Annotated in this window: 15 protein-coding genes; 3 read left to right on the forward strand and 12 right to left on the reverse strand. The window is 42.8% G+C overall.

Translation table 11 applies throughout. The features are described from left to right. Nucleotides 1-23 precede the first annotated feature (23 nt). The 9 genes from V144x_RS17565 to V144x_RS17605 all read right to left on the reverse strand — a co-directional run bounded on the left by V144x_RS17565 (nt 24) and on the right by V144x_RS17605 (nt 9,240). Nucleotides 24-956, reverse strand: a complete 933-nt coding sequence (locus tag V144x_RS17565; RefSeq protein ID WP_144986585.1) for a type II secretion system F family protein — start codon at nt 954-956, stop codon at nt 24-26. Nucleotides 957-1,025: 69 nt separating this feature from the next. After that, nucleotides 1,026-2,360: a CpaF family protein gene (locus V144x_RS17570; protein WP_144986587.1), complete on the reverse strand. Its 1,335-nt coding sequence runs from the start codon at nt 2,358-2,360 to the stop codon at nt 1,026-1,028. Nucleotides 2,361-2,563: 203 nt separating this feature from the next. Further along, the gene (cpaB, locus tag V144x_RS17575) at nt 2,564-3,565 is read right to left on the reverse strand and encodes a Flp pilus assembly protein CpaB (RefSeq protein ID WP_144986589.1); all 1,002 of its coding nucleotides are present in this window, start codon (nt 3,563-3,565) and stop codon (nt 2,564-2,566) included. Between the two features lie 120 nt (nt 3,566-3,685). Continuing rightward, nucleotides 3,686-3,979: a Flp family type IVb pilin gene (locus V144x_RS17580; RefSeq protein ID WP_144986591.1), complete on the reverse strand. Its 294-nt coding sequence runs from the start codon at nt 3,977-3,979 to the stop codon at nt 3,686-3,688. A gap of 243 nt (nt 3,980-4,222) precedes the next feature. Beyond that, entirely contained in the window at nt 4,223-4,546 is a 324-nt protein-coding gene (locus V144x_RS17585; RefSeq protein WP_144990981.1) for a hypothetical protein, read from the reverse strand. A gap of 157 nt (nt 4,547-4,703) precedes the next feature. Then, entirely contained in the window at nt 4,704-5,030 is a 327-nt protein-coding gene (locus V144x_RS17590; RefSeq protein ID WP_144986593.1) for a Flp family type IVb pilin, read from the reverse strand. Nucleotides 5,031-5,490: 460 nt separating this feature from the next. Further along, nucleotides 5,491-6,681 carry a hypothetical protein gene (locus V144x_RS17595; protein ID WP_144986595.1) on the reverse strand — a complete coding sequence of 397 codons (1,191 nt, stop codon included), beginning with the start codon at nt 6,679-6,681 and terminating at the stop codon, nt 5,491-5,493. After that, a complete protein-coding gene (locus V144x_RS17600; RefSeq protein WP_197998489.1) occupies nt 6,681-8,396 on the reverse strand; it encodes a hypothetical protein in 1,716 nt (571 codons plus the stop codon). Before V144x_RS17600 ends, V144x_RS17595 begins: the two co-directional genes overlap by 1 nt. Nucleotides 8,397-8,634: 238 nt before the next feature. Continuing rightward, on the reverse strand, nt 8,635-9,240 hold the full coding sequence (locus V144x_RS17605) for an HAD family hydrolase (protein ID WP_232102565.1): 606 nt from the start codon (nt 9,238-9,240) through the stop codon (nt 8,635-8,637). A 328-nt stretch (nt 9,241-9,568) separates the two neighbouring features. On the opposite strand from V144x_RS17605, the gene V144x_RS17610 reads away from it, so the two are divergent. Then, nucleotides 9,569-10,066, forward strand: a complete 498-nt coding sequence (locus V144x_RS17610) for an acetolactate synthase (RefSeq protein ID WP_144986599.1) — start codon at nt 9,569-9,571, stop codon at nt 10,064-10,066. 15 nt (nt 10,067-10,081) lie between these two features. Here the strand turns inward: V144x_RS17610 and V144x_RS17615 are convergent, their stop codons facing one another. Beyond that, nucleotides 10,082-11,116 (reverse strand): Gfo/Idh/MocA family protein, encoded by a 1,035-nt coding sequence (locus V144x_RS17615; RefSeq protein ID WP_144986601.1) that lies wholly within the window; start codon nt 11,114-11,116, stop codon nt 10,082-10,084. A gap of 170 nt (nt 11,117-11,286) precedes the next feature. Between V144x_RS17615 and V144x_RS17620 the strand changes: the two genes are divergently transcribed. Beyond that, on the forward strand, nt 11,287-12,267 hold the full coding sequence (locus tag V144x_RS17620; RefSeq protein ID WP_232102566.1) for a zinc-dependent alcohol dehydrogenase: 981 nt from the start codon (nt 11,287-11,289) through the stop codon (nt 12,265-12,267). A gap of 159 nt (nt 12,268-12,426) precedes the next feature. Next, nucleotides 12,427-13,710 carry an arylsulfatase gene (locus V144x_RS17625; protein WP_197998490.1) on the forward strand — a complete coding sequence of 428 codons (1,284 nt, stop codon included), beginning with the start codon at nt 12,427-12,429 and terminating at the stop codon, nt 13,708-13,710. A 45-nt stretch (nt 13,711-13,755) separates the two neighbouring features. On the opposite strand, the gene V144x_RS17630 is transcribed toward V144x_RS17625, so the two are convergent. Both V144x_RS17630 and V144x_RS17635 read right to left on the reverse strand, forming a co-directional pair. Beyond that, a complete protein-coding gene (locus tag V144x_RS17630; protein ID WP_232102567.1) occupies nt 13,756-15,264 on the reverse strand; it encodes a DUF1501 domain-containing protein in 1,509 nt (502 codons plus the stop codon). A gap of 61 nt (nt 15,265-15,325) precedes the next feature. After that, nucleotides 15,326-17,812 carry a PSD1 and planctomycete cytochrome C domain-containing protein gene (locus V144x_RS17635; protein ID WP_144986607.1) on the reverse strand — a complete coding sequence of 829 codons (2,487 nt, stop codon included), beginning with the start codon at nt 17,810-17,812 and terminating at the stop codon, nt 15,326-15,328. Nucleotides 17,813-17,942: the final 130 nt, after the last annotated feature.

The following is a 17,942-nucleotide window of genomic DNA, read 5'->3' on the forward strand; positions in this document are numbered from 1 at the left end:
TATTCATATAGCAGTAATAGGAATTAATAGTCCGTTCTCAGGAGAGCCGAAACCCAAAGTATACCGATCACTTCAAGGACTATCGCAATGAGTAATAAGATGTTACCTATCGGGTCAGAATACAAATTGGAAACATGATCTGGAAAAACAACTAACAATATTACAAATGCAACGGGTGCAATCACAGTCATCAAGATTGCAGATGCACGACCGGCGCCTGTAGAAGCCCTCATCTGACGACGATAATTAATTCTGTCACGAATGACTCCCGACATACGTTCGAGATTAGCTGGAAGATTACCACCGGTTTTGCGATACAGCATCAAAGCAGAGGTTAAAATCCTGAGATCAATTAACTGAATGCGATTCGAAAGCGATTTCATCACTGCTGGGACAGATAAATTCATATCTAACTGACGAGCACAACGCCTGAACTCAAAACTTAAAGGTCCCTTAGTTTCTTCGCCAACTATTGCGATTGCCTGCTCTAAACTAGCACCGGCGTGTGTTGACCGGGCCAGTAAATCAATCATTTCAGGCAGCTCTTCCTGAATTGTCTGCATTCTTCTTTTTCTTCGAAAATGCAGAATAAAAAGAATGGCAACCATTCCAAAAATCATACCGGCAATACCAGCAAGCGGCTGATCAGAATAAATGAAAATTGTACCACCAATCGCTAGACCACACATAACTAACAAAAGAAAAGTGGTAAACGGTGTCAAATCAGAACCGTTCTCAAGAACCAATCGATCAAAACTCTGATCGATCTTTCCTAAAATGCTGTCGGCAGGCTGTTGATCAAATACATTATAAACTCTTCTTAGGGGAGGCCGTTTTGAAAACCGCTCTGTACTTAATCTGCCTGCACCAGATAAATCGCGAAAAAAAAGATAGATCGCGAGACTTGAAACCGTCACTGCAGCAAAACAAATCAATGCGATAGATGAACTGTCCACTACAGGTTGTCCCCCTAATATTTTAATAATGGATATCACTAATTTGAGTATTTATTGCCAGCATCAAAACTATTTGTTTTCAAAAATTTGATCGCTAAGCTTAATCCCACAGGCTTCCATCCTTTTCAAGCAATTAGGACGATAACCAGTAGAGTAAAATCTTCCTTGCGCATTGCCTTGATCATCAACGCCTGTTTGCTCAAAACCAAAGATGTCTTCTACCTTATAATCTCCCTGGCTATTCAGTGAGACAATTTCAGACACTTTAGTAAGACGACGTTGTCCCCCCTTAAGACGCGAGACATGTAGAACAATTCCAATGCCATTTGCGATATATTGCCTGATCACTGGTAACGGAAGATCAAAGCCACTTATCGTGACCATCATTTCCAATCTAGCTAATGCATCGCGAGTATCATTCGCATGCACTGTTGTTAAAGATCCTTCATGCCCCGTATTCATAGCCTGAAGCATATCTAATGCTTCGGCACCTCTGACCTCACCAATAATAATACGATCTGGACGCATACGGAGACTGTTTTTAACAAGCTGCCTTTGTGAGATCTCACCTACACCTTCTGTGTTTTCGGTTTTCGTCTCGAGTCGTACAACATGTTTATGCTGGAGAATTAATTCAGCTGAATCTTCAATCGTAATCAAACGTTCTTCACGTGGAATGAAGTTAGACAGTGCGTTTAGTAATGTTGTTTTACCACTACCAGTTCCACCAGAAATCAACATACTAATACGGGAATCAACGACTGCTGCCAGAAAATCGACAATCTCAGGAGTCAGTGAATTGTTCTCAATCAAATCATCTATCTGTAATGGAGTTGCTCCGAATCTCCGGATGGATAATGAAGGCCCATTCAAGGCAAGAGGAGGAATGATGGCATTAATTCGAGATCCGTCGGGGAGTCTGGCATCAACCATTGGATTGACTTCATCAATTCTTCGTCCGACTCGAGAGACAATCCTCTGAATGATTCGCATCAAATGTTGATTATCAGCAAAAATAACATCAGATTCTTCCAGTTGTCCATTACGCTCAATATGAATTTCATAAGCGTGGTTCACGAGGATATCACTAATAGTGGGATCAGCCATAAGCTTATCCAAGGGACCAAGTCCAAATACTTCACTTAACAACTCATTTAATAAACGTTCTCGGTCAATACCTTCCAAAACAGCAACGTGTTCATCACAAATCTCCGTTGCAACAGCACGTACTTCTGTCGAAAGCTCTTTTTCAGAGATCTGGGCCAACATCGACAGATCAAGTGAATCAACTAGTTCTTGATGAATTAAAACTTTTTGTTTTTGAAAGTGGAGTTCAGCTTCGCGCTCTTCAGGAACAAAGCTTTCAGATTCCACAAAAAGTTTTTTTGTGCTTAGCGATTCCATGTGCAGTCCCAAAATCTTAAAAAAAATGCTTTTAATAAAATTGCCGATTCCAAATCAGTAGAGAAAACTCTATTTCATTGGATATGACATACCCTCAGCGAAATGAGTACATTGAAGACTCAATCACGTTTTAAAACTAAAAGCCACAAACTACAAATATAACTACTCTACAAGAGAGAACCGATATCAAGAATTTCTTGATCTTATAAACCACTAAGTGGTGTAGAAATCTCTGAAGTCCTTTTACGATCGGCTTGCTTCATAGTTGTTGTTGCTTTGTTGGAGGGAAGCACTTCTGATGCAACGGGTGTTTCAATTGCGTCAATCCAATTTTGACTTTTGTAAGCACGATTACCTTTAAAATGAACAGTATCCAAATTACCTGCTCGGTAGATATCCATGCTGGAAACACGCTGATTAGGAATAAAACCCAAAATGTTAGAGAGAGTAAGTCGGTCGCTTGAACGCCCCGTTGATACAACCTCTGTATTCTCATCGGGGTGTCGCAATGCTAAGCTTAATACACCGTGGTCTTCGACGACTTTAAGCACTTTGCCCTGTTCTGGTGAGACTTCAAGTGTCACAGAATATTCTTCTGATTTTTGACTCGCATTGCCAACAAATTTGTGTCCGGGAACAGCAATTTCACCCACAGCGAGTACTCGAACTTTTTCCAGAAGAGTAATCGTTGTTTCTGGAATACCATCCGTTTCATCAGAACGGAAGAGAACATCAACAATTGCCCCAGGCCGTGAAAAGCCTGCTACATTTCCAATTTTATGGATGGCAACAGTCACTGCCCGATTCCCTGGCTGAAGTGTATCTGAAAGCCCGGGCCCCATTCCATTGGCAAATAAATCAACAGTGTGAAAAGGTTGCCCTGCTTTGATAGGCGACTTGAGAACGCGGCCGGTAATATACTGAGAATCCATAATTCTCTGCTTACCATCGGATTTATAGCGCTTATTTACTTGCTCAGGCTTCATCCTCAAAATCGAAATGTCGTCCAGAGACAAGGTTTGTCCCGGCAAAAGATCCCTCGAAGCTATAGGAAGGTATGTCAAGTTAGGTTGGGGAGGATCTTCTGCTAACAGGGCAGGGCCTGGTTGTTCATGCAGAAATTGTCGCACAGTATAAGCTGCGCCTAAACCTAGTAAAATTGCGAAAATCGCCGCCGTCATTGTACCTGGACTAATTTTTGCCACGCTAACTTCCCTGAAATCTTTAGAGTTTGAAACTTTTGGGATTCACATTTTGTCAGTTTAAAGACACCAATGAACCATATTCAACAAAAAAATATATTTCTAACAACGAATACATTATGTCTACTCACCAGTTGCTGGAATCGTTAAATCCAGACCAGCTGGTGCATCTCCTACGGGATCAATTACAGTTGTTGTATCTACATACTCACTGGTAACACCATTAACTGTAAAGCTATAAGATTGATCTAGACTTTCGAGTGCAACGGCAGTATCGCCAAATTTTTGAACGACTTGATCTCTAAAAGTCACAAGCCCCGGGATAATTCCCAATACGAGCAACGTGACTATTAAAATAGTCGTAACAGGAGAGACGCTCCCATCTTCATCTTTCCAAAACTGTCGAGCAATTCTCATTCCCACTTATCCTGACCAGACTATATGCAGTAGCTAATATTCTCGAACATTCTGATAGTATGCATCTTATGTGCCTAAATGTCCGAACTAAATCAAAAATGTTCATATAAAGCCAGTTCCCGAGTGGGCGTCCTCGGGAACAGAGCTAAAATTTGTGATCACAGCCGCCGGGAATAAACCCAAAGAAAACGACTGATTCCTTTTAACCATGCTGAATGCATGGTTCGAAAACCAATAATAAAATTATGGGCCTTCGTTTTCAGCTGCTACCTGAACGCTGATACAAGCAGGTTCAGCGTTAGCTGGATCTAAGTTTGTGTCACAGAAGTCGAGCTGGTCAGCGAACACTGAACCTGCAGTGCTAGAAGTGTGACCAGTAACTCCTGAAAAACTATAGCTTTGATTAATGTTTGAAATTGCTAAAGCAAGGTCACCCAATTCTTGAACAACTTGATCACGAACGGTGGCCAATCCCACGACAACACCTAATACAAGGATCGTGCCGATTAACACGAGTTCAGACGAGACAACAAAACCTGCCTCATCATTCCAGAACTTAGTAAGCATGTTCATCCTAACTCCTTATTAAATTTTGTGAGCCGCTCTAAACAGCTCGTTTAAACATTTTGATACGAAAATTAAACAACCACAGGGGAAAATGCCCCTAAAAAGTGGTTGAACCCTCCTGGTTCAGCTAAACACTGAGTTGAAAGTCAACTGTTAACTATGGACCTTCGTTTTCAGCATCTACGATAGCGATACAGTGAGGATCCAAGTTTGGAGGATCAACGTTCTGATCACAAAAATCCAGGTTGTCAATGAATACAGAACCAGCTGTACTTGAAGAGTGGCCTGTAATTCCTGTGAAGGAATAGCTTTGGTTGCTGTTTGAGAATGCAGCTGCAACGTCTGCAAGTTCCGCGATTACCTGATCACGAAGTGTTGTAAGCCCGACAACCATACCGAGGACCAACACAGTAGCGATCAGCACTAGTTCTGTTGAAACGACGAAACCACCTTCATCATTCCAAAACTGCTGAAACATCTTCATTCGTACTCCTAACATTAATCAGATGGTTAATGTTCACTGGATGCACTACAAGAACATGTAGTAAACAACATCCAAGTAAATTAACATGTCTGCACACGCCCCGCGCAGACACTACGAATGAGAGAGCAGACAATGTGCCATTTTGCCCCACAATACATATTTTTCGTAATTTCACTCCATAATGCACTTTTTCAAAAAATCAACAGGATGCATTATGGGTACTTACCCCTAGAATCTGTAACTACAGAGTAATCAAGCTGATTAAAGTCGAAATCCAGCTTCGTTTTTTTCAGAAATAGAATACCACAAACACTGTTTCCAAAAGTTAACATTTTGAAACCAGATGTAATCGATAGTGCACATGTCAGCTGAGATAAGACACCAACCGTTAAAGCCTCAACCAATCAGGTAGAGCTGTTTCGGATGAAATCGGACCTGATTTAGGCCGCTTAAAAACTCATTATTTTTCTTCTGAAGACAAATCGATTTGGTACGGAAATTTGCCTCTCCAGAGTGCTAGAGCGCGGCCTGCATGAGAAAGAAATGTATAACTGCTTTTAATTTCAGACGCAGGCATTTTCTTAATCGTACTGACAAGCCAATGACCTGCCTTTTCAATTGTTTCGTCAGGAGGAAGAACCTCTTCGGGTGCCAAAGACCACCATTCCAGTGCATGGCCGGTTGCCAGAACTCTTCTAGCGCGGGGAGTAAATAATTTCTCAGAAGAGAGATCCAGCTTAGTTCCATCCCAGTTTTTATCCCAAAACCCGTCATCCGATTGCGTTTTTACGAGCAAGCTTGTAATGTTTTTCAGATATTGAACAATCCGTTCCCGCCCCTCTTTTGTCAGTATCGGAGTCTGCTCATTTACCCGTAGTAGCATGACAAGGGCATGTAAACGATGATTTCCATAACAAACACCTTTAGTGGGCTGTTGACGCATAATCCGGTCAGCAATCAGATCAAAGTTGACATATTGACCTTCTGTTGTCATCCAATCCCGTGCTGAATTGAGATACAGGGCAAAGACTAGAGTAGACCACTCATATTCTTTCTGATTCAGACTGAAGGACCTCAATGTCTCTTGGATCATTTCAGAAAGGGTGGTTTCTCCCTTCGAAGTCACTACTGGGAAATCGGCAGGTGTTCCAACTTCAGCCAGAGTTGCTAAAGTATGATCTTCATGACTGGAAGTCGATAATCCCTGCTGGACAAGTGGCTTGACTCCGTATTGATTATGAACCAGTAATGGCTTGGATTCTGTCCCCCAAACTTGAAAAAATCGACGATGGTCTAACAGAATATCGCGCATTTCGATTCCTGAAAGACATTTCGGATCCTCAAAAACCGACTCGATTCCCCAAAATCGCAAGGCATGATCAACATGATTAATCCGGGGCTCTTTACCCCTGAATTGAGGGCGCAACTTATGAAGCACTTGAACCAGATCCTCATCAGAGACAATTTTCGGCCGGTTATAAAGTGGAACAACTTTGAGTGGATTCAAGCGCAACGCCGGTAGTTGTTTTTGTTCCTGCCATTCCTGATAACGAACCGCTCCCCAGCCTATGGCAGCACTCACCAAGAGGATATGAAAGCAAAGGAATCCAGCAACCCTCAATTTTTTTCGAAAGGAAATCTTCTCTCGCATCACTCATTGACCTCGTTTTCGGATTTGGAATTCGTATCTTCCTGTTGCGTTTTTTTATGCTTTGCTGCTTCAATCAATCGTGGTTCACGCGATACGACTAGACTAAGATCATCTTCATAAACAACTTTAAATCCCTTCAATTTCCGAACCTGTTCATCAAGTTTTTCTTGTTTTTCTTTGTGTACAATAAACGTGGTAACATCATATTTTTCGGCAGCAGACTGCCAGCCACGGATCGCACGCGCGATCCCCAGATAGTCCTTCCATACACGGGGAGGTGTCAGATGAACGGCATTTGTGGTCATGAAAACTTTCATAGCTGGAGGACCATCCCAAACCAGCCAATCTCCCCACCATTGGGGATTCCACACCTGTCCCTCAGGAGGATGAGCTTTTAGAAATTCCGTCAATTTTCTAGGTGTTCCCTGGCTATAAATTTTGTCCAGATCTCGAGGTGTTCCTCCAAATAATGGTGTTGCCATGTTAGAAAAAGCAAATCCAAACCAAATCGATAAAACACAAGCCGACGTGATCACAGGCGATTTCTTAGCCCAGAATGATATTTTTTCTGGATCCCCTTCACGTAACCTTGGAATCACATTCGTCAAATGGGGGACCATGGCGTAGACAAAAATGACCGAAAACCAGCCAATCATTCGCACACCAATAATCACAGACAGAGACAATAACCCCACACGTAATACATCTGCAGCTCGAATGGCTTCCCGGCTACGTCGATAGAGGAACAACATTAAGACCCAGGCAAAACAAAACCAGATGCCTTCTGCATCTCGAAATTCCAAAGGTTCCCATTCCAAAACATCTTTTAAGTTCGGATTTCGGGGAAATGTGAGGGAGTTAATAAACAGGTCAATGTGATAGGGATTTACGAGCGCCCCACATACTGAAAGTTCTGTCACGACTAACCAACGCCTGACCCATTTATCGGTACAGACTTGAACCAGACTGCGTGTTCTCCAAGCCACTTCAAGGACTCTTCCCAGAAACTGCAGCCCCAAAATCGCCAGCCCCACTACAAATGAACCATGTAAGTTGGCCCATCCCAGAAAAACGAGGGGAATTCCAAGATATAATGAAATTAAAAGTGCAATTGGCGTTTTTTGCGCCTGTTTTTCAGAATCTTTAGTATCTAATGAATCTTCATTCAAAGTATCATATTTTTCGGACCAGGCCATAATTACAAGTAAAATGGCGACACATAACGTCCCAAAAATTTCCGGTCTAATAATCGCAATCCGGCTCGATGCGATTAAGACCAGCAAAAAAGAGGCAAGGGTACTGACACCAACTCGTCCAGATTTGAGGTAGAATGCAATCCAGAATAAGACGTGAGTCGCAAATACCGTCAAAGCAAAAATATGTGATAAACCACGTACTCCCAACGCTCCATTTACTTTGGCAAAGATCACCTGTGACAGCCATGCGGCGTCAATAGACCTGACACCCTCTGCCAACTGAAGAAAGGGGTCGTACTGTGGTAACGATTGATATTCAATAATCCAATTACCATAAGAAACATGCCCCCAAATGTCCGAATAAAAAATATGGACATTTCCGAAATAGAAAAACATCAGCGAAAACCAGAGACAGGTTATTAAATGAGGCCAACCTAGCGAAAACATTTCTCGGTATGAACGCTTTTTTTCTAAAAAAGTCATAGACTCTATTCTACCAGGATGGGAATCGATCGACATGATGCCTTCTACTCATGAAACATGACTTAAGTTCTTATTTTACGAGAAAAATCGACCATTTTTTAGATTCTTCTAATTAGATCTACAAAATTAACGCAAACAATGTTCCAAGAACTCCTGCGAAAAATTAATAAATCCCTACTCATATCGAGAGGGATAAGAAATCTGATCAATTTGTAAATATCAGCGTTGTAAACGAGAAACATCTGTTTTGTGTCAGCATAGACTTCATTTCTCTTCACACTTGGATTCCGCGTCGGACCAGTTGTTCAACCAAAGTAGAAGTGTCTATGAAGACTTCTGCCTGAATTCCAAGCTTTCTTGCTTCCTTAACATATTCAGGAATGTCATCTGTATAAAAAGCCTCTTCAGGTGCACATTGAATCTTTTCCAGTGCATAATCAAAAATAGCAGGTTCTGGTTTGATTGCACCAGCAGCATATGAAGTCACATAATCATCGAATCGTTGCAATACGTCAAACTGTTTCCAGATATAATCGAAATGAGAGACACAAGTATTCGACAACAGAACCAGTCTGTATTCTTGGGCTTTCAGAGAATCCAATACAGGGATGATTGAATGGTTCAGTTCAAAAATATCAGAACCGGCAATCTCAAGCGATTCAAAATCGACAGATTTACCAACTGCTCGTTCAAACCAGTGATGAAATTCCGTGGGAGTCAGATTACCCCGTTCATACTCCCACTGTTTCCCGGATTCAATGAGAAGCGCCTGGATCTCAAGCCGCGATCGCCCACAAAGCAGCCCCATTTGTTCACACATTTTATCGTGTGAAAAAAACGCAAGGACATTCCCCATATCAAATAAAAATGTACGAATCAAAGGACGATCCCCGGCAAATGGCTTAATAATCTCTGACTCTCACATGAATGATCGGTGTTGTATGTTATCATTCCTGGAATCACAAGCGTTTTATTTGGTACAGGCAAATAATAATCTCAGGTCAACCAGTGATAATTTTCGTTTGCAGATACAAGAGAATACACCTCTTATTGACGACATGGGGATATTTCCTTAAATTGCATCAAGATAACAACTTGATGAAAGCCAGTCTCCAGCATGGCTCTTATCATAACAAGCATTCAGGTTTGATTGATGATTTCTGTGCCGTTAGTCAAACCAAACTTGTCCAGTTCATGGAGAGTAAAAAATGGATTTTGAAGATCAGTCTTCTTACCCGTCCGGAGAATCAGGCAAAGAGTGGCCGTGCCTGCGTCAATTTTGTGTTTTTATGGAAAACCGGGTCGGTTATCTCCATCAACTATTACAGCTACTCGAAAAATTCGATCTCCGGATCATCGCCTTAAGTACTGTTGATTCTGTGGATGTGGCAATGAGTCGAATTGTTCTCGATAATTATGAACGAGCACGTGAAATCTTTGAGCTATCGAATTATACGTTTTTTGAAAAAGATCTGATTGGTGTTGAACTTCCAGATGATACCCAGCCTTATATGAGAATTTGCCTCTCGCTACTTCAGGCAGAAGTCAATATTGATTATACCTACCCGCTGCTTTATCGGAGGCATGGAAGAGGGGCTATTGCGTTATGCGTAGATGATCTCGACCTCGGTCTAAAAACACTGACTGAGCAGGGACATCGAATTATTACAGAACAAGATCTGAATGATGATGATGAGTATCTTTGAATTCAAACGAAAAGATCACTCTTGAGAAATTACTTGTGATTTCCCTGTCTTGGCTGCTTCATAAAACGCATAAATTGTTCGAATAATCCTTAAACTCTCCCGACTGGTCAGTAAAGGAGAGTCACTGCCTCTTACCGCTTGAACTGCTTTTCGTACAGCGGGTGTATATCCACGTGGCTCAACAGATTGATCAAATTGATATACTTTACCATTGTGGTTGAGCGTCCACTCCAAATGACGATCCTGGAAGGGCAGCATCTCTAGCCAACCCTTGCTACCCCAGATTTTGATCATTGATTGATATCCACGGTTCATAAAATAGCCAGATGTTAAAGTTCCCAAGAAACCGGCATCATAACGGAAAGCCAATGCAGCAGAGTCCTCGATGTGAATCGGCTGGCCACCCACCAATGCTGTGAATCCGGTGACATCAGTGATTGAAGATTCCGTCAGATACATCGAAAGATCGAGCCAATGAATTCCTAACCAGGAAAGAAATCCTCCTCCCGCACGATCCTTATGAGCATACCAGCTTTTGTGATAAGCAGGATTTGCTAAGCGTGTCTGATCAGCTAAAAGCGTCATCTCCAACCCATAGATCGTTCCAATGGCTCCATCTTGAATTAACGATTTTGCAAACCGAATTTCCGGGTTTGTGCGATTGGCAAGAGCCAATGATAAATGCAAGTGTTTACTTTCTGCCTTTTGCACTAATGGCTCAAACTGAGGAACACTGAGACAAGCTGGCTTTTCCGCAAAAACATGGCAGCCCTGTTCTAAAGCAAGACTGATCGAGCGAGGTGCCTGTCGTGCTTCCATCGTTACCAAAGCCAGATTGGGTTTTTCGTTTTGAAACAGTATTTCTGGGGCTTGATAAACATCCTTCAACTTGGATCCCAGTTGACTTTGTGCTGACTTCACCTGTTGTTGACTTGGATCAGAAAGAAAGACCTCTTTGACTTCATCAATTTCTTTCAGGGCAGAGAAGTAAGCACTTAAATGTGCCCCGGTTTCATTTGTTAATACAGCAACGGAAATCTGTTTAGCCATAAATGAATTCCTCCAGCTATTTTTAGCTTTGCCCAATCAGGATTGAGCCTCAACATTGCATTTTAAACTATTTCGTATATTTTATATAACTATATCAATTCTGCTTCGCCCCTTCCAGAATTCCTTCCTTTCTGGAAAGGTAGAGTCCCATATGTATCAGGATCAGTTTGTTGTTAGCAAGCCATTTAATCGCGCCAGGTAAAATTGACCTTATTGAAGTCTCTGAGCCCGAACTTTCACCAATTTCGCCACTTGGTTCTGGCCGAGGGGAAATTATTTTTCAACCCGAAACAACTTGTCTCTGTGGTTCCGATTTACCTTACTTTAGTGGAAGTGATGAATGGGAAATTGAAATAGGTCACTCTTTACACGAGATGATCGGGACAGTCACAGCAACGAATGGGCAGCGCTGGAAGGAAGGTGACCGGGTGCTCGCCGTCCCTGTCATGCAGCAGGGATTGCGGGAGCGATTTGTGCTCGATGAATTACGTACGATTCCGATTGCGACAAATATCCCCGAAGAACACGCGTTGATGGCTCAGCCTTTGGGAACGGCGATTTTTGCACTGAAAAAACTTCCCAATCTATTAGACCAGACAGTGGCCGTTGTGGGACAGGGGCCCATGGGCCAGTTAATGAATGCCTCATTAAGTAACATGGGGGCCAGAGAAATTATTGGGGTCGACCTACTAGAATCACGATTGCAAGTCAGCCCGCAAATGGGCGCAACCGCCACAATTTGTAATCAAAATTGTAATCTCATCGAAGCACTTCGTGAGATACTAAAAGGAGAATTACCAGATATTGTGATTGAAACAGTCGGTCATGCAGACCAGCAGTTCAATCTGTGTATTGATCTCTGTCGAGAAAATGGTCGTATTCTCGTTTTTGGTGTCCCCCCTGAAACGATTGATCAAGTACGTTGGCGGGACCTGCTCTTCAAAAACATTACCGTTCATACCAGCATTAACCCTGACTTCGAACGCGATTTTCCTTTGGCAATGAAGTGGTTGTCTGAAGGCAGGATCGATGTTGCCCCCATCATCACACACCGATTTCCATTGGCAGAAATTCAGCAGGCATTTGACCTGTTTCAAAATAGAACTGACGGAGTTCTTAAAGTGATTGTTGAATTTCCCTCCCTGCATTGATAATGATAGAGTAGATTCTACTTCAACAGACTGACTTTAAAACAAATGCGAGTCTTTTCATTTCACACACCATGTCAAAGGTAACCAATGAAATTGATACCCCATAATTATTGCCTTTTAACTCGTGTAACTCCTTGCTTCCTGCTCATTGTTTTGTTGATGAATCAGAGCCAAGCGGCTGAGACTCCTAACATTATTTACATTATGGCAGACGATCTGGGATATGGTGACCTCGGTTGTTATGGGCAGAAAGTGATCAAAACTCCCCATATCGACCAATTGGCAAAAGAGGGCATGCGGTTCACAAATCACTATTCCGGCCACACAGTTTGCCGTCCTTCAAGATTAGTCCTGCTTACGGGCATGCACAGTGGTCATACTCCTATCAGTCAAAATGAGCAATATTATTTTCCTGCTGGTGCTACCAGTGTAACAACACTCTTAAAAAAATCTGGATATGCAACTGGGGGAGTAGGCAAATGGGCATTAGGACCGCCTGAAACAACAGGGGTCCCCAGTATGCAAGGATTTGATTACTGGTTTGGATATCTAGATCAGGGAAACGCTCACAATTTTTATCCGGAGTTCCTTTGGAGTAATGAACAGGAAATCTCACTTCCTGGAAATAAAGTCGGAAACCAAAAAAGAGTCTCGGTTGAGCGTGAAACATATTCGCACGATCTATTAACACAAGAGGCACTGAACTTTATCAAGGTTAACCAAAAGAAACCTTTTTTCCTTCAGGCTCATTACACGATTCCGCATGCGAACAATGAAGGAGGACGCGCAACCGGCGACGGAATGGAAGTTCCCGAGTATGGAGAATATGCTGATCAGGAATGGCCAGCCCCGGAAAAAGGCTTCGCAGCAATGATCACGCGCCTGGATCGAGATGTCGGAAATTTCATCAATCTGCTGAAAGAACTGAATCTGGAGCAAAATACAATTATCTTTTTCACTTCAGATAATGGCCCTCACCAGGAAGGCATGCATCTGGTTGATTTCTTTAATTCGAACGGACCATTACGCGGTTACAAGCGAGACCTCTATGAAGGAGGCATTCGCGTTCCCTTAATTGTCAAATGGCCCGGCAAAATAGAAGCAAATTCGACGACGGATCACATCAGTGCATTCTGGGATTTTCTTCCGACAGCCTGTGAATTAGCTGGTATTAATCCACCACAAAATATAGATGGGATCTCATATCTTCCTACTCTACTTGGTGAATCCCAAACGGCCCACGATTCCTTATTCTGGAAATATCGAGGAAAAATCGCATTGAGATCCGGCAAATGGAAAGCCGTCCAAACAGGAAAGGAAAAGCCTCTGGAACTCTATGATCTCGACAAAGATGAGGGAGAGCACCACAATATCGCAGACGAACATCCCACAGTTACTGCCCACATGAAGCAGATGATCATTAAGAGTCAGTCGCCTCGCTGAATTTTTCTCCTGGAAGGCTAGCGATTTCTTTTTGCAGGTACTTCGTCAGATGATTTCATGGATTGGCTCTGTATGTTCAACTCCTACCAGCTTTTGATCCAAACCACCATAAAAATAAGACAAACGATTTGGATGAAGTCCCATCTGATTGAGGATTGTCGCGTGCAATCGTTTAACGTGAAATGGCTTCTCGACCGCTGCCGACCCCAATTCATCTGTTGCACCAACAGAAGTACCGCCTTTTATCCCTCCACCAGCAGTCCACATGGTAAAGCCAAAGGAATTATGATCACGTCCTGTGCCTTTTGCATACTCTGCCGTTGGCTGTCTTCCAAATTCACCGCCCCAGACAATCATGGTTTCATCAAATAATCCGCGAGATTTTAAATCCTTAATTAACGCAGCAATAGGTTGATCAGTATTGCCTGCATGAAAACTATGATTTTTTTCTAAATCGCCATGCGCATCCCAGTTGGAGTCATTATGATTTCCACCAGAATATAACTGAATGAAGCGCACACCTCGCTCAACTAGTCTGCGTGCCAACAGGCATCTTCTGCCAAAATCAGCGGTGCGGGGATTATTGAGCCCATATAATTCTTGTGTTTGCTTTGTTTCTGAAGAAATGTCTGCTGCTTCCGGTGCATGTTTCTGCATCTTGAAAGCCAGTTCGTAACTGGCAATACGAGCTGCCAGTTCCGAGTTACCAGTACGAGTAGCTTGGTGCTTCTGATTTGCTTCTTTTAAAGCATCCAACAATTCACGTTGAACTGCTTTACTCATTCCTTCAGGACGACGCAAATCAATCAACGGTGCCCCTTCAGAACGCATTGTGGTTCCTTGGTAAGTCGCCGGCATAAATCCACTCGACCAGTTCTTGGCTCCACTAATCGGACCTCCTGTCGGATCAAGCATGACGACATACCCGGGAAGATTTTCATTCTCAGTTCCTAAACCGTAATTAAGCCATGAACCAAGGCTGGGAAATCCACTCAGAATTCTACCCGAGTTCATCATCAACATTGCAGAACCGTGAATGGGAGAGTCGGCCGTCATCGATTTCAAAAACGCAATATCATCAACGCAGGTAGCCAAATGGGGAAATAGATCAGAGACCCACTGACCTGATTCACCATATTGTTTGAACTTCCATTTCGGGCCAACGACGCGTCCTTCATTTTTTTCACCGCCACGGCCTTTCGTTTTGACAGGGATCGTCTTGCCATCCAAACCATAGAGTTTTGGTTTGTGATCAAAAGTATCAACATGACTCGGACCACCATACATAAAAAGGAAGATCACACTTTTCGCTTTGGGCTTAAAATGCGGGTCTTTAGGCGCCAAAGGATTCTGATATTGGCCGACACCATCAGCGGCAACGGCTTGAGAATTCAAAAATCCATCAGCAGACAACATTCCCGTTAAAGCAACCGAAGCAAAACCGCCTCCCGCTTCCCATAAAAACTCCCGACGTGTACGACGGCAGAACTGTGCATGTCCAGCTGATTTCGTTTGCTGATCTACCAGATGATTTGATTTTAGTTCTGATGCCATAATTGATCCTTACACAAAATCAGAGACAAAATTTCCCAAGATCACTTAAATTTTCTTTGCATTAATCCAGATAAACAAATTCATTCCGATTCAGAATTGTTAAGCAGAAATATTCCAATGCCTGTTTTTCTTTCAGGGAATGCTTTTTCATCAGAGTATTAATTAATCGTACTCCCTCATCAACTTCATTCATCTTTGGTTGACGACCATAGGCCAGACGAATCGCGCGTATGACAAATTCGGAATGCGAATTTCTCACTTCTTCGAAAATTCTATTTGCAAAATGTTCGGCCTGCCGATTCACAAAGTCTCCATTAATCATTCCCAATGCTTGTGCCGGTTGTGTGGTCACAAATCGGACGGCACAGGTACTATCAGTATCTGCAAAGTCAAAATTGAAAAGCAGGGGAGTCACTAACGAACGCTTTACAAAAATGTAAATGCTTCTTCGTGCCCTTTCTTCCTCTGATGACTTACCCCATCCCTCACCGGGACGCGATTGGCCTTGTAACACTTCTTTCGATATCAAAGGGTAAAATCCGGGGCCGTACATTTTGGGATTCAGACGACCATTTACTTTCAATATGGAATCACGAACTTCTTCTGCACTAAGACGCCGCATGTTAAACCGCCAGAATAAATCATTGGCCGGATCGATGACTGCTGCCTGTTCTGAATACTGTGAAGACATCTGATAAGTATTCGACATCATGATCAATTTATGTAAGGATTTGAACTTCTGCCCACGTCCGACGAATTCGAGGGCTAACCAGTCCAGTAGTTCGGGATGTGTGGGTGGCATACCTAATTGACCGAAGTTGTTAGGTGACTGAACGATTGCCCGACCGAAGTGATGCTGCCAGATTCGATTGACGATCACTCGCGAGGTCAGCATGTTATCAGGATTCACAATCCACTCAGCCAGTACACGCCGTCTGCCGGATGTCTTTTGATCTTTATCAAGAGGTGGTATTTGTATCTCACTTTGCCCAAATATCCGCGGGAAACCCGGCTCCACCTTTTTCCCACGAACATGGGGATTTCCTCTTAAAAGCACAAAAGTTTCGCGCGGTGTTTTCAGACTGCGACTGACACTTAGCGCCATTTTTCGAGGAGGAAATTGCTTTCGACTCTCCTCCAGCTTCTGCATTTCATGCTTCATCGCCTGGTAGGTTTTGATTTGAGCCGGTTCCAAATACTTCTCCAATTTTTCTTTCAATAATTTTTTACGCTGATGGGTTTCAGATCGCCTTTGATCAACAGCCGACATTTTTTTGACGCCCGTCTGCTCGATTTGAAACATTTTTTTCTTAAGCTCTTTTTTCTCCACATCGTGCTTCGAATAGAGAGTAGAAATTTCAGGACCGGAAATATCGGTTTGATTAAAGGACCGTTGATCAGACCGTGTTCCATAAGAGTTCAAACCATGAAAAAACGCAAGAAAACTGTAATAATCCTCGTGAGGAATCGGATCGATTTTATGTTCGTGGCAACGGGCACAATTCAAAGTAAGCCCTAAAAAAACCTGACTTGTTGTCGAAACAATATCATCCATTTCATTGTAGTAACTCAGTAATTTATCAGCGGGTTCATCATCCCAGAGACCAAGACGATAATAACCAGTAGCAATGATTGTCTCACTTGATACATTTTCGAGTTCATCACCCGCCAATTGTTCTTTGACGAATTGATCATAGGGCTTATCACTATTGAAGGAACGAATCACATAGTCGCGAAAACGCCAGGCGTTTGGTTTCGCACCGTCACGCTCAAAACTGTTCGTATCAGCATAACGCACAAGATCAAGCCAATGACGAGCCCAGCGTTCTCCATAACGGGGCGAAGCTAACAGGCGATCGATCAATTTTTCGTAAGCATTGGGAGACTGGTCGTTGACAAACTGATCAACTTCTTCAGGGGTAGGTGGTAAACCCGTCAAATTAAAATAGGCCCGCCGAATCAGAGTCACGCGATCCACGGGTGGCGCAGGGGAGAGTCCCTTCTGCTCTAGTTTTGACAAAATAAATGCATCAATGGGGTTCTTAATCCACTTGCTTTGTCTAGTCTTTGGTGGTGTGCTTTTCTTGGGAGGTAGAAACGCCCAATGCTTTTTCCATTCAGCTCCCTGTTGAATCCATTTCCTGATTAAATTAATTTGTTCCTGTTTGAGACGTTCTCCCTCCGGAGGCATCTGATGATCTTCTTCTTGGGAAATGATACGAGTTAGCAGCTCGCTTTGTTCAGGGTGTTGAGGAACAATAGCGGTGGCTTCAGAATCTAACTGTTTAAAAGCGTGTTCACTCTGATCCAGACGTAAACCACCTTCTTGCACATCAGGTCCATGACATGCATAGCAATGCTTCGCCAATATAGGCTGAATCTGCTGTGTGAATTCAACGGCCGGAACCTTATCTTGCTGAACTGGTTTGGCGTTATTGGTTTCTGCCCATCCGAAAAGTGGCACACTAAGTTCGACAAATAGAACGATACCACAAAAAAGTAGCGTCTTGACTTTCAGGCTGAATCTGAAGGAACTTGTCCGTTTCATACTTAGCCCCTTTAAAAATGTACATTCATCAACTTATTATTTAAACGCCGTAAACTTAATCACAACTATAACGACTTGTCTCACTCTTGTCTATTCTCAAATGTAACTTGGATAATAGTCAATTCAAGAT

Source organism: Gimesia aquarii, assembly GCF_007748195.1.
GTDB classification, from domain to species: Bacteria; Planctomycetota; Planctomycetia; order Planctomycetales; family Planctomycetaceae; genus Gimesia; species Gimesia aquarii.

Bases quoted from the DNA above. Each gene is read 5' to 3' on its own strand.
- V144x_RS17570 (WP_144986587.1), bottom strand. From the start codon at position 2,360: ATGGAATCGCTAAGCACAAAAAAACTTTTTGTGGAATCTGAAAGCTTT.
- V144x_RS17580 (WP_144986591.1), bottom strand. From the start codon at position 3,979: ATGAGAATTGCTCGACAGTTTTGGAAAGATGAAGATGGGAGCGTCTCT.
- V144x_RS17585 (WP_144990981.1), bottom strand. From the start codon at position 4,546: ATGCTTACTAAGTTCTGGAATGATGAGGCAGGTTTTGTTGTCTCGTCT.
- V144x_RS17590 (WP_144986593.1), bottom strand. From the start codon at position 5,030: ATGAAGATGTTTCAGCAGTTTTGGAATGATGAAGGTGGTTTCGTCGTT.
- V144x_RS17595 (WP_144986595.1), bottom strand. From the start codon at position 6,681: ATGCGAGAGAAGATTTCCTTTCGAAAAAAATTGAGGGTTGCTGGATTC.
- V144x_RS17600 (WP_197998489.1), bottom strand. From the start codon at position 8,396: ATGTCGATCGATTCCCATCCTGGTAGAATAGAGTCTATGACTTTTTTA.
- V144x_RS17610 (WP_144986599.1), top strand. From the start codon at position 9,569: ATGGATTTTGAAGATCAGTCTTCTTACCCGTCCGGAGAATCAGGCAAA.
- V144x_RS17615 (WP_144986601.1), bottom strand. From the start codon at position 11,116: ATGGCTAAACAGATTTCCGTTGCTGTATTAACAAATGAAACCGGGGCA.
- V144x_RS17625 (WP_197998490.1), top strand. From the start codon at position 12,427: ATGAATCAGAGCCAAGCGGCTGAGACTCCTAACATTATTTACATTATG.
- V144x_RS17630 (WP_232102567.1), bottom strand. From the start codon at position 15,264: ATGGCATCAGAACTAAAATCAAATCATCTGGTAGATCAGCAAACGAAA.
- V144x_RS17635 (WP_144986607.1), bottom strand. From the start codon at position 17,812: ATGAAACGGACAAGTTCCTTCAGATTCAGCCTGAAAGTCAAGACGCTA.